Raw genomic sequence first — 12,794 nt, forward strand, 5'->3', positions numbered from 1 at the left:
AATATATTCTTACTTTTCTCTGTCATTTCCATGTGCCTGCTGACAATAACGCATCGGAAAGAGCAATTAGGAATGTGAAAGTGAAACAAAAAGTATCCGGTCAGTTCAAAACTGAAAATGGTGCACAAGTCTATGCGGTCATACGATCAGTAACTGACACCTGTATTAAAAACGGACAAAACATATTCGGCGCTTTTAAAACTATTGCTATATTGAAGCCTGAATAGTTACCAATTTAGATATTCTACTGACGTAAATATCTTTGACAATATGTGCTATTATTTTTGGCAACTCACTATCTATTACTTGAAGATTTAATTTGAAGGTGCTATCATCATATGCATAGAATTCGATATTATAACCCAGTTCAATAAGTTTAGTGACCCGATCAATATATTTATGACGAGACATTATTGAATTTATTTCCTCATAATCCTTTTTAAGTAACGCAGCATTATTTATACTAGTAATTTTGTATACTATGCTCGTCGATTTGTTGGCATTGAGAAATGAGAAACTTCTATCCAAAAAAGACTTAATACTAACTTTTTGTTTATTTATTTCATTAGTTGAATCGTATTTATATACAATTCCGTCGCCTATATTTGAAGCCTTATCAAATGAATAGCCTCTATATATATTCTTAATTATATCCATTTTTTATATAATTTGAATAGTGATGTTCGAGAAACTCCCGTTTTGGAAAAAACTTATCAGGCAGGCTCATTTTTTTGTTGTTGAAGTGAGAAAAATATAATTTATCCTCTTTCATTTCATAATCTAAAATGTATCTCGAGATTGCTATTGTATAATCTGGACTAATACTTAATAAACCTTTGTCAAAAGCTTTGTCGTGAAGGCTATTCAAACACACTCCATTTTGAGGATTGGTTCTTTCTTTATCGTCCCTCCACGGGATGATATGACTAGCAATCAATAATTCAGGTATTTTAAGACCTGTAATACAGCAAGTTAAATTATAAGCTGATAGAACCGAACTTCTGAAAAATGACTGATTAACTCTTGTTTTTACTAATCTCAATTTATCCTTACCCTCGGGGAAATCTTCTATGTTTATTATACCCTCAATACTATTCCCCTGAAATTCAGCAATTATTTTTTCACTTTCAAAGGCTAAATCATCCCAATTACCGTGAAACTCATTCCAAACAATTTCTTCTAATTTACTACCGTTAACTAGGCCTGAAATTCCTCTTTTCTTTAATTCTGGGTCTAGTCTTCCAAAATTTCCGATTTTCATATTCAAAGCTGATGGTGATCGGCCTATTATATGAGCGTATTTAATAACAGTGGGATGCGTTTTACTACTATTCTTGAATGGAATTTTACAATATACATTAAAAGCAACGATGGTCTCTTCTCTCGACCAATTATTATTTGTCATTAGGCTTTAATTTGGGATTGAAATGGGAATTTTTTGTGGAACAAATAATTATTATAAGTTTGTTGAGAATATTTATCCCATTCACTGGTAAATACGCATTTTCCCTTAAGATTCTGTAATGCTAAACGAAATCCACCAATACCAGCGAATAAATCGATAAACTTGAATTTTGGTTTTAAAGGTGCCGGAAATGGAATGAAATTATTAAAATCGAAGAGTAAATATTGCAGAGCCTCCTCAGAAACTTTGTCGGTAATATCTTCATTTGGAAATTCTCTTTCAAGAACTGATTTTACATAAGAAAGAGCATTTTCCTTGTAAAATTTAGCAACACCATTCTTATGATTATGCAAATAATGTGTAAAAGATGCAGGTCTAGAATCATCAGGATCAAATGTTCTTATCTCAAAAAGCTGTCCATCAATGTTTTCTATTTTAATTCCCTCTTTTATCATGGTCTCTATTTGACCGCCCAAGTTAGTAAATCTTGTTGGTGAATTCGACCAATAATATAAAATTTATCCACAAGTTCAATCCTATTCACCATATAAAACAGTGAATAATAAAACAAGAATAAATTATTTCAGAAAGAACTAAGGAATATCAATGATGCTCGACATTAATAAATCGATGTAATTGATTCGTCAAAAGCTCATCAACTACTAAATCTTTTATATAAATTACCATAACGGGCGGAAAAGACAATCCAGTGTCCAACGTATACAACTTGGCTCTTGATCTATCTTTATCCTCAAAAACCTCTAGAACTACATAAGTTTGGTTCGGATCTTCATCTTCATTCGGAGTATGAAATCTTACGATTTGACCTTTCTTAATTGGCTTCATAATATATTAATTTTAATCAAATTTATATATTAAACCAATGATTGTCAACATACAATAAGTAGCACTTTCTAATCAAAAATCTGTCTTATAATAATAGAAATAGCTTCATCCTTTCCTAAAATATTCCCTATTTCACTTAAGGATTCTTCATCTCTATAAACACCATTTTTATCATTCCATACTAACCACTCTATTAAATCCTCACGATACCAAGAATTCAATTCAACTTTAAGACTATCAGGACTCAAGTCCATTATTTTGTAATTCGGATGTCTAAGTTTTTCTTCTTCTGTTGCACTAAAAGTCATATAATATAGTATTAAGATTCCACTACTAAAGATAATAAATTAAAACGTTAAAAACCTGATTTAAAGTTGTTTATATACATAAAACCGAACTAAATTTGATGATAAATTTCCTATTCAATAATATGATTATTAAACTTTAGAAGGTGAGCTAAAAGATTATAAAGGAGCAAAACCCATGAGCATCAATTGGGAACCTAAAGAACCTATGCCTCATTATTTATGGAAAGATGCGGCTAAACTTTCAGTTGGATAATTGTATTGTTTAGGCATAGATTTATCACCTCCCCACCCCAAATAAATGTTAATAACCTGAATCCCATTTCAAAAATCCCACCTCAATAACGGATTGAAACCGCAAAAACCAATAAATCCCTAAAATTTTGATTTTTAGGCGTTCGCCCTACGCAAACAGTATAAAACTGTTAAAAAGCATATCAGAAACCGAAAGAATCTGAGCCTCAGTAATTTTATCAACAAAATTCGGCGCATACTATTTGGTAATCACATAGATTATCGTACATTTGCAAACTCTTTTTAAGAGAGGAATGTTTAACCTGTTGCGCTTATGGCGTGACTTATAAAAATTAATTAGTGTGAATACATTAAGCTACAAAACGATTTCAGCTAACAAAGCTACTGTTGATAAGCAGTGGGTTTTGGTTGACGCTGAAGGGCAAACACTAGGTCGTTTAGCTTCTAAAGTTGCAAAACTTTTAAGAGGCAAACACAAACCTAACTTCACACCACACGTTGATTGCGGCGATAACGTTATTGTTATCAACTCTGAAAAAATCAACTTATCAGGAAACAAGTGGAACGATAAAACTTACATTCGTCACACAGGGTATCCAGGTGGTCAAAAAAGTTTAACTGCTACAGAACTATTCGGAAAGGATCCGGCTAGAGTAGTAGAAAAATCAGTAAAGGGAATGCTCCCTAAAAACAAATTAGGTGCAGATTTATTCCGTAACCTAAACGTTGTTGTTGGTGCTGAGCACACACATGCTGCTCAAAAACCAAAAACAATTAACTTAAACGAATTCAAGTAAATGGAAGTAATTCACAAAATTGGCCGTAGAAAGACGGCTGTTGCTCGTGCGTATGTTGCCCAAGGTTCTGGGAACATCACCATTAATAAAAAAGACATGGCGGTCTATTTTCCTACTGCAACGTTGCAGTACAAAGTAAACCAACCTTTAGTCATGACTAACAATGAAGGCAACTTTGATATTACAGTAAATGTATATGGAGGTGGTATTACTGGTCAGGCAGAAGCAATCCGTTTGGCATTATCTCGCGCAATGTGTGAGCTTGATGCTGAAAACAGAGGCATTTTGAAACCAGAAGGATTGTTGACTAGAGACCCAAGAATGGTTGAACGTAAGAAATTCGGTCAGAAGAAAGCTCGTAAGAAATTTCAATTCTCTAAACGTTAACATCCCCTCCCGATGGCTATCGGGATCGATTGGGAATCTCATCAGAGGCCTCTCAATCTTGTTGTGTTTTAAACCTTTAAAAACCCGTTGGCTCATACCCAACATCAAAATTTAACCCAGTTAATGTTGTCTATCACGTTACGGCGTGAGGGTTTAGTTTAGCATCTAAATGGTAAAGGCGCGCCATAAGCAACCACTTTATCATTGCTAATTCAACAGAACGTAAACTATTACAAAATGGAAAAAGTAGAAGTAAAAGAATTGCTTGAAGCAGGTGTACACTTTGGTCACTTGACAAGAAAATGGGATCCAAACATGGCTCCTTACATTTATATGGAGCGTAATGGCATCCATATCATCAATCTTTACAAAACAGCTGCTAAAATTGAGGAAACTTCAGAAGCCCTTAAAAAAATTGCAGCTTCAGGAAAGAAAATTTTATTTGTAGCTACAAAAAAACAAGCTAAAGACATCGTAGCTGAAAAAGCTGGTGCTGTAACAATGCCTTACATCACTGAAAGATGGCCAGGTGGAATGTTGACTAACTTTGTAACTATCAGAAAAGCCGTTAAGAAAATGGCTTCTATTGATAGAATGAAAAAAGATGGTACATTCTTAACATTGTCTAAAAAAGAACGTTTACAAGTTGACCGTTTAAGAGCTAAGTTAGAGAAAAACTTAGGTTCAATTTCTGACATGACCCGTTTGCCAGGTGCTTTATTTGTAGTGGACATTAAACGTGAACACATTGCTATTAGAGAAGCCCAGAAATTAAACATTCCAATCTTTGCAATGGTGGATACGAATTCTGATCCGCGTCAAGTAGAATATGTAATTCCTGCAAATGACGATGCTTCAAAATCTATTGATAAAGTTTTATCTATCGTAACATCTGCTATCGCTGATGGTTTGTCTGAACGTAAGTCTGACAAAACTGAAAAAGAAGGCAAAGAAGATAAAGTTGAGAAAACTGACAAAGTTGAGAAAACTGAGAAAACTGAGAAAGTTGACAAGACAGAGAACGTAGAGAAAACAGAAACGAAAGCAGCTACAAAGAAGGTAGCCGCTGACGAAGAAGAATAATTAACTATTATATAATATCTTAAAGTCGTTTGTTTCTTTTCTTTATTGAAATTAAATTGAACGACTTTTTTTAATAAATACACTTAGAAATTATGACAAAAATAACAGCTGCAGAAGTTAACAAACTAAGACAAAGTACAGGCGCAGGAATGATGGACTGTAAAAAAGCTTTGGTTGAAGCCGAAGGTGATTTTGATAAAGCAATTGATGTATTGCGTAAAAAAGGCCAAAAAGTTGCTGAAAAAAGAGCGGACAGAGAATCTTCTGAAGGTGCTGCTGTTGCAAAATTAAATGATAACAACACTGTTGGTATTGCCATTGTTGTAGGATGTGAAACGGACTTTGTTGGTAAAAACGATTCGTTTATCGCCTTGGCTAATTCTATTGCTGACATTGCGATCAACTGTACTACTAAAGAAGAAGTATTAGCTTCTGATTTTGGTGGGATGACCGTTGCTGAAAAATTAATTGAGCAAACAGGTGTTATCGGTGAGAAAATTGAGTTGAATGCTTTTGAAAGATTGGAAGCTCCTTATGTTGGCGCTTACGTTCATATTAACAAAATTGCTGCTATTGTAGGTTTTTCTGCAAAAGTTGACAACGCTGAAACCTTAGCGAAAGATGTCGCTATGCAAGTTGCTTCAATGGGCGCAACTACGCTATCTTACAAAGATTTTGATCCTACATTTGTGGCATCAGAAACTGAAGCAAGAATTGCTGTTATTGAAAAAGACAATGAAGAATTTGTGCGTTTAGGAAAAACTCTTAAAAACGTACCTCAATACATCTCTATGTCTCAAATTACTCCTGATGTATTAGCAAAAGCCGAAGAGGATGCAAAAGCTGAATTGAAAGCTGAAGGTAAGCCAGAGCAAATCTGGGACAGAATCCTTCCTGGTAAAATGGAGCGTTTTATCGCTGACAACACAACCTTAGACCAAGAAAAATGTTTGTTGGACCAAACCTTCATCAAAGATGAAAAAATGAACGTTGAGAAATATGTTGCGTCTTACGGCGATGTTAAAGTTACAGACTTTAAACGTGTGTCTTTAGGATAGTCAAGTAGCCGCGCAGGCAGATACCATATCTTTTAAAATTAAACCACTACACTTTTCTAAAAGTATAGTGGTTTTTTTTATTCTTTGTTTAGCGTTTAATAAGTATTGAATTATTGGTGGAAAACACCAACGATGGCATCAGTCTCCTTCTTACATTTAATGGCATAAAGGCAACATTTCGATCGCGACGGAAATCTTGGTCATATATATCACATCAGAACACTATTGGAACTTTAACGCTGAGTGCAAATTGTTGGTGAAAAACACCAACAATGGCAGCGAATTGTTGGTGGAAAACACCAACAATGGCGGAGGAAAACACCAGTAAGACACTTTAAATTGTTGGTGGAAAATATCAACCAAGGCAGCGGGAATTGTTGGTGGAAAACACCAACAATGGCATCAACACCAACCATGGCATTCAAACACCAACATGGATATCCCCTTTTAAGCACGTTTTGGCAATCATTTGAAAGTTGCCAAACCGACCAAGACTTTCAATGGACTTATAAGCACACTTCGTTAGGCATTTAGGATTATGACATGACGACTCTATTCCGGTGAAGCCTGCTGTCTTAAAACGAAAGTGATATGTATTCCAAACGCTGGATAGATGGTATTGAAATCAATCATTGCCACCACACCATAACAAGCCCACAATCGCTTTAACTTCTCTTCATAAACATTCACCCGCCTATTCTGAATAAATGCTTCCAGCGACGCTTAAAGTGAAGCTTACTACGTTTCAGACGGCAAGTCATAAAATCTTCGTATGTACATCCCACTAACACGCTATTAATTCTCAAAAATAACCCATAAAAAAAACGTCCATCAAATTGATGAACGTTTTCTTAAGTTATAACACGCTTCTCAGAATGTTATTTATATTTAAAATTTATGCTTAGAAGTTGTAACGTACGCTGAAGTTCCAAGTTCTTCCGTAACCGAAATACGCTTCATTTTTAACATTGATTCCCTTATAAGTTTCATCACCAGCTTCTGCTCTGTATAAAGTTCTTCCTCTTATTTCAGATAAATAAACTTCACCAAAAACGTTATTTACGTTCAACCTTAGATTAACTGAGTTTGATTGTTCTTTACCTACAAGCATTTTATAAGAAAGACCCATATCCATAATATCAAAGGCTGGTAACTCTAAGTTGTCTTTATCAGGGCTAACGTTAGCGTATAACTTATCATAGCTTCTCCAATCAGCATCAATAGAAAAACGCTCGAAGATCTCATAATCCAATCCTAAACCAACAGTAAATTGTGCAGCATCTCCAACTTTACCACCATCTACATCCTTAGCTTCTCGATCTAAAACATTACGGCTTTCATCTCTACTTGTTGTAAATACATCACCAACATATTTCCAATCTCCGATTGAAGTAAATCCTTTCAATTTTAATTTGTCACCAATTTTTGCAACTACATCTAACTCAACACCTGAATGTAATTGTTCAACACCCTCATTTGTTTCAAATACTACTGTTCCTGCAGGAATAACATTTCCACCGATTTCTTTATCTTTAGATAAAACACTAGAATTTGTTGTAACTCTATCTTTCCATGAAGTTCTATATAAGTTCAAATTAGCTGTAAAAAATTGACTCTTAAACGCATAACCCGCTTCTAATCCTAAGATTTTTTCATTCTCGGTTAATGGATTAACTTCGTTGGTATAGTTTAGATAAATATTGTCATGGTAAGGTTGACGAGAATAATAACCTGCATTTACATATACAGAATTATCATCATTGATTAAGAAACTACCACCTGTTTTAAGGTTGTATCCAAAATTAGTTACTTTTTCAGCGTCTTTAAACTCAGTTAAGTAATCATAACGATCTTCACGCTCATGAGTTTGGTTAGAAACAGAACCTTGGAAGAATACTGAAAAAGCATCATTTGCATACTCTACTTGGGTAAAAGCACCACCGTAGTTGATACGCTCACTGTAGTCATAATCAATTCTTTGATCTTCATCGGCAGCATTAAATGTTGCATACCATGGATTAATTGAATAATCTTGATCAATAATTCTATCTACTTCTACACCGCTAGCTCTATGATTTTGACCGTTTAATTTTACTTGATCTTTCCAGCTATTTAATCCTAAAAAGTTAACAACTTGTCTGTAATGGGTTCCGTAGTATGTTCTTAAATCAAGACCTGCATTTAAAGTTACATTTTCAGAAAGTTTGGTTTCAAAGTTAGAAACTGCACCGTACCAGTTATGGTTGTTTGCAGAAGCACGCAGTAAATATCCGCCATTTGCAAAAGCACCTTCACCTTTTTCTTTATTGTTTGCAGCAATAGCATCAAAATCAATTAACCCTGTTTCTGCATCTCTTACTCTATTTCTACTACTACCGTAGTTACCTGTTCCACCACCACGGCCCCAAGAAGCGTAAAGTACAGTAGATAACGAAGAGTTGTCGTTGATGTTCCAGTCCCAGTTTAAGTTAGCAACTGGCTTGTGGTAATAGTTTGTTCTTTCAGTTAAATACTGTCCCTTGTAAGACCCGTAGTTATCGTTATATTTTCTTCCACGCTCTAAATACGTTGAAATGCTTTTACTAAAATTTTGATCATGTGTTTGTGGTGCGCCTGTAATCAAAAAGTTGAAGTTATGGTTGTCATTGGCTTTGTACCCAACAGACACAAAATAGTTTTGACCTTCACCAGAAGTTCCTAAGTTGTAACCATCGCCTTGCCAGTGTGTCAACATAGCAGTAACGCCCCATCCAGATTCTGTCATTCCGCTGCTATAACCTACAGTTGATTTCAAATAATCATTATTTGCAACACCCGTAGAAATAAATCCGCCTTGTCTTCTATCAGTTGCTTTGGTTACAAAGTTAACCGTTCCACCAACAGATGAAATAGCCAATTTAGAAGATCCTAACCCACGTTGAATTTGAATTGCATTCGCTATATCAGACATTCCTGACCAGTTAGACCAGTACATTTTACCATCTTCCATGCCGTTGATAGGTTGACCGTTTAATAAGAATGCTGTGTTATCTTGCTCAAAACCACGAACTGAGATTCTTGAATCTCCAAATCCGCTTGATTGTCCTGCAACATATACAGAAGGTGTGTTTACCAAGGTAGCAGTAACATCACTGGTACCAACTTTAGCCTGAATTTCAGAAGCTCTTACCGTAGATACTGCAATAGGCGTTCTTCTGTCGTCTGCCAAATCAATAAGTCCTGATCCAACAATAACAATCTCATCAAGAGAATTGTCTGTTAACAAGTTGATCGTGCCTAAATCTTGCGACCCCGTAAACGTAATGGTTTTTGAACCAAAACCTACATAAGAAATAACCAAACTACCTGAGCTTGCTTGAGTAGTTAACGTAAACTCTCCATCAAAGTTTGTAGTGGTTCCGTTTGTTGTACCTTTTTCAACAACGTTGGCTCCTGGAAGTGGTGCGTTCATGTCCGCATCCATAATCTTCCCCTTTACCGTGCTTTGTGAAAAAGCTGCTGTAGCACATAACATCGCAACAGACATCATTAAGAATTGAGTAATTTTTTTCATTTGTAATGTTTAAAATTAGATTTTAAATTTCGCGCAAAATTAAAGCATTATTATGATTTAATTTTACTTAAACGTTAAGAAATTTTTAACACCACGAAATTAACGATTATCACCGTTGGAAACTTCGCTTTCAAATGAAGCTTTACAAAAGTTTTTAACAAAAATTATCTTAAATTTTTATAATATGACACTAAATTCAACGTAGAGCTGTCATGACCTGTAATTTGATCATGGGTATTGAATTCTTTTAAAATTGTGGTGGCAAGCTGTTTTCCGAGCTCAACCCCAAACTGATCATAACTGTATACATTCCAAATAACGCCCTGCACGAAGATTTTGTGCTCATAAAGCGCAATCAATTTACCCAAACTTGTAGGCGTTAACTGATCAATTAATAGTGTATTGGTGGGCTTGTTGCCTTCAAAAACTTTGAACGGCGCAAGTTGCTCTCTTACTTTTTTAGTAACACCTTGAGATTCAAACTCCGTGTTCACTTCTTTTATAGACTTGCCATTTAAAAGCGCCTCGGTTTGTGCTATATAATTGGACATCAATTTGTCCTGATGGTCTGTATTGCCGTGAAGTGATTTTGCAAAACCAATAAAATCTGCAGGAATAAGTTTGGTACCCTGATGGATCAGCTGAAAAAAGGCATGTTGCGAATTGGTGCCCGGTTCTCCCCATACAATGTTTCCGGTTTGGTAGGTAACCCTGTCTCCATTTCTATCCACGCTTTTGCCGTTGCTTTCCATATTGGCCTGTTGCAAATAGGTAGCAAACTGGTTTAAATATTGCGAATAGCCAATAACAGCTTCACTTTCTGATTCAAAAAAATTGGTGTACCAAATGCCAATCAAGGCCAGAACCACTGGAATATTGGTTTTAAAATCTTCAGATTTAAAATGTTCGTCCATGTCATGCGCTCCTGCCAACAGTTTATCGAAATGCTCATAACCTACGGCCAAACTGATTGACAGGCCTACGGCGCTCCACAATGAAAAACGTCCGCCAACCCAATTCCACATGGGAAAAATATTGCTTTCATCAATACCAAACCCCTTCACGTTTTCAATATTGGTAGAAACCGCAACAAAATGCTTGGCAATGTCGTTTTCTGACGCCGATTTTAAAAACCATTCTTTTATGGTATTGGCATTAGATAAGGTTTCCTGCGTCGTAAATGTTTTTGAGACAATGACAAACAGTGTGGTTTCAGGGTTTAGTTTTTTCAGCACTTCATTAACATGGTCACCATCCACATTGCTCACAAAATGCGTGGTCAATTGATTCTTGTAATATTGAAGCGCATCAACTACCATAGCTGGGCCCAAATCTGATCCGCCAATACCAATGTTGACAACATCTGTAAAAGCTTTGTTGGTGTACCCTTTTTTTGTGCCTTCAACTACACTGGCCGTAAAGGCTTTTATTTTTGCTTTTGCCTCGTGAATTTCAGGCATAATGTCCTGACCTTCTACCATGATTTTTGCCGACTTCGGGTTTCTTAAAGCCGTATGCAACACTTCTCTACCCTCTGTTTCATTAATAACATCGCCTTGAAATTGTTTATCGATAGCCGATTTTAACTGTATTTCTTCAGCAAGCTCCAACAACAGCGCCATGGTTTTGGCATCCATTCTATTTTTAGAATAGTCTAAATAAAAATCTTCCCAATGAATGGTCATGTCAGACGCACGATTCTCATTTTCAGAAAACCATTGCGTCATGTGCACATCCTTAATACTTTTAAAATGTTCTTGAAGTTTTGTCCAAGCTTTAGTATGCGTAGGATTGATTTTAGGTAATGCCATGGTTTAGTTTTTAGTGATTGAATAGCCTTGTTCTATAGTCGTTTCATTGAGATATTGATAAGGAATATTGTCCAATTGCGTTCTCAAAGGCTTAATAAAGTCTTTATACTGAACCACAAGATGGTTCGGGATAGATTCAGATGTTGGTAATTTTTCCTTAAACGGATCGACTTGTTTCCCGTTCTTCCAAAAACGATAACACACGTGCGGGCCACCAGTATTTCCGGTCATTCCAACCCACCCTATAACATCACCTTGTTTAACAAATTGTCCTTTTTTTACTTTTTGGGCTTTCATATGGAGGTATTGTGTACTATAGGTATCACTATGCTTTATTTTTACATATTTACCATTCCCTCCTCTTTGGGTAGATTCGACCACTGTGCCGTTGGCAGTTGCTAAAATCTCAGTACCAATTGGCGCTGCAAAATCAGTCCCTTTATGAGGTCTTAAGGCATAGCCGTAATAGGCTATTCTTCGGTTTAAATTGTAGCGTGAGGAAATGCGCCCAAAGTTAACCGGTGCTTTCAAAAACGCACGTTTTAAACTTTTTGCCTTTTCATCATAAAAATCAGACTTGGTAGAAGTGGAATCAGTAGCATATTTAAAGGCATAGAAATCTTCATCTTTATGTTGAAAATAAGCGGCTTCAATTCCCTCCAAACCTGCATAAATAGAGTCCTCAATAAACCGTTGTTTGTAAATAATTTTAAACTTATCGCCTTTTTGAAGTTTCCAGAAGTTGATGGTCCAAGCATAAATATCTGCCATCTCACCAATTAGCGACTGCGGTAATCCTTGAGAATCCATAGTGACGGACAAACTATTATTAATAACGCCTGAGGCTTCTTTAGTGACAATAGTAATTGGTTTTTTCTCTTTATAGGTAACAATGGAATCCGCAAAATGGATGACCACATAATCTACATTATTTTCTTGATAAATAAAGCATTGCGGGGTTTGCAAGCTATCTTTTGCCAATAGTAAGGTGTATGGATTTCCTGCCCTCAGCTTTCTGATATCATAGGATTTCTTGGCGCTTTCCGCAATTTCATAGATTTTAGAATAGTCCACATTATGACGTTGCATGATAGAGCCAAAGCTATCTCCTGATCTGATGGTATCTTTCTTTACCACATAATCATTAAGATTAAATCCAAACTCTCTAAGTTCAACAGGTTCTATATAGGCTTGAAGAGGTGTTTTATTAATGTTTTCCTTCTCGTTTTTACACGACCACATCACCATTCCCAATACTATTGCTACTACTATGTTTCTTTGATACATTAACTAT

General features: G+C 35.7%; 14 protein-coding genes. 6 read left to right on the forward strand and 8 right to left on the reverse strand.

The features are described 5' to 3' along the window. The coding region (locus JEM65_RS16580; RefSeq protein ID WP_199602004.1) for an IS66 family transposase at nt 1–227 on the forward strand (227 nt) is incomplete at its 5' end. On the opposite strand, the gene JEM65_RS16585 is transcribed toward JEM65_RS16580, so the two are convergent. The 5 genes from JEM65_RS16585 to JEM65_RS16605 form a co-directional block, all read right to left on the reverse strand. Continuing rightward, nucleotides 208–657 (reverse strand): HpaII family restriction endonuclease, encoded by a 450-nt coding sequence (locus JEM65_RS16585; RefSeq protein WP_199602013.1) that lies wholly within the window; start codon nt 655–657, stop codon nt 208–210. The genes JEM65_RS16580 and JEM65_RS16585 overlap by 20 nt on opposite strands. Next, on the reverse strand, nt 644–1,405 hold the full coding sequence (locus JEM65_RS16590) for an HNH endonuclease (protein WP_199602015.1): 762 nt from the start codon (nt 1,403–1,405) through the stop codon (nt 644–646). Before JEM65_RS16590 ends, JEM65_RS16585 begins: the two co-directional genes overlap by 14 nt. Then, nucleotides 1,405–1,860: a DNA cytosine methyltransferase gene (locus JEM65_RS16595; protein ID WP_199602017.1), complete on the reverse strand. Its 456-nt coding sequence runs from the start codon at nt 1,858–1,860 to the stop codon at nt 1,405–1,407. Before JEM65_RS16595 ends, JEM65_RS16590 begins: the two co-directional genes overlap by 1 nt. 148 nt (nt 1,861–2,008) lie before the next feature. Continuing rightward, the gene (locus JEM65_RS16600; RefSeq protein ID WP_199602019.1) at nt 2,009–2,251 is read right to left on the reverse strand and encodes a hypothetical protein; all 243 of its coding nucleotides are present in this window, start codon (nt 2,249–2,251) and stop codon (nt 2,009–2,011) included. Between the two features lie 68 nt (nt 2,252–2,319). Then, nucleotides 2,320–2,559, reverse strand: a complete 240-nt coding sequence (locus JEM65_RS16605; protein WP_199602021.1) for a hypothetical protein — start codon at nt 2,557–2,559, stop codon at nt 2,320–2,322. A 593-nt stretch (nt 2,560–3,152) separates the two neighbouring features. Between JEM65_RS16605 and rplM the strand changes: the two genes are divergently transcribed. The 5 genes from rplM (at nt 3,153) to JEM65_RS16630 (ending at nt 6,670) form a co-directional block, all read left to right on the forward strand. Beyond that, nucleotides 3,153–3,608, forward strand: coding sequence for a 50S ribosomal protein L13 (gene rplM, locus JEM65_RS16610; RefSeq protein ID WP_199602029.1), 456 nt, complete (start codon nt 3,153–3,155; stop codon nt 3,606–3,608). Then, nucleotides 3,609–3,995: a 30S ribosomal protein S9 gene (rpsI, locus tag JEM65_RS16615; RefSeq protein WP_199602032.1), complete on the forward strand. Its 387-nt coding sequence runs from the start codon at nt 3,609–3,611 to the stop codon at nt 3,993–3,995. Between the two features lie 237 nt (nt 3,996–4,232). Beyond that, the gene (gene rpsB, locus JEM65_RS16620; RefSeq protein WP_199602034.1) at nt 4,233–5,078 is read left to right on the forward strand and encodes a 30S ribosomal protein S2; all 846 of its coding nucleotides are present in this window, start codon (nt 4,233–4,235) and stop codon (nt 5,076–5,078) included. 92 nt (nt 5,079–5,170) lie between these two features. Next, nucleotides 5,171–6,136: a translation elongation factor Ts gene (tsf, locus tag JEM65_RS16625; RefSeq protein WP_199602036.1), complete on the forward strand. Its 966-nt coding sequence runs from the start codon at nt 5,171–5,173 to the stop codon at nt 6,134–6,136. Nucleotides 6,137–6,379: 243 nt separating this feature from the next. After that, the gene (locus JEM65_RS16630) at nt 6,380–6,670 is read left to right on the forward strand and encodes a hypothetical protein (RefSeq protein ID WP_199602038.1); all 291 of its coding nucleotides are present in this window, start codon (nt 6,380–6,382) and stop codon (nt 6,668–6,670) included. 367 nt (nt 6,671–7,037) lie between these two features. Here JEM65_RS16630 and JEM65_RS16635 read toward each other — a convergent pair whose 3' ends face one another. The 3 genes from JEM65_RS16635 to JEM65_RS16645 all read right to left on the reverse strand — a co-directional run bounded on the left by JEM65_RS16635 (nt 7,038) and on the right by JEM65_RS16645 (nt 12,787). Next, nucleotides 7,038–9,689, reverse strand: a complete 2,652-nt coding sequence (locus JEM65_RS16635) for a TonB-dependent receptor (RefSeq protein WP_199602042.1) — start codon at nt 9,687–9,689, stop codon at nt 7,038–7,040. 164 nt (nt 9,690–9,853) lie between these two features. Further along, nucleotides 9,854–11,500 (reverse strand): glucose-6-phosphate isomerase, encoded by a 1,647-nt coding sequence (gene pgi, locus JEM65_RS16640; protein WP_199602044.1) that lies wholly within the window; start codon nt 11,498–11,500, stop codon nt 9,854–9,856. 3 nt (nt 11,501–11,503) lie between these two features. Then, nucleotides 11,504–12,787, reverse strand: coding sequence for a peptidoglycan DD-metalloendopeptidase family protein (locus tag JEM65_RS16645; RefSeq protein ID WP_199602046.1), 1,284 nt, complete (start codon nt 12,785–12,787; stop codon nt 11,504–11,506). Nucleotides 12,788–12,794: the final 7 nt, after the last annotated feature.

Origin of the sequence: Gelidibacter salicanalis (assembly GCF_016469035.1) — a bacterium.
Taxonomy (GTDB): domain Bacteria; phylum Bacteroidota; class Bacteroidia; order Flavobacteriales; family Flavobacteriaceae; genus Gelidibacter; species Gelidibacter salicanalis_A.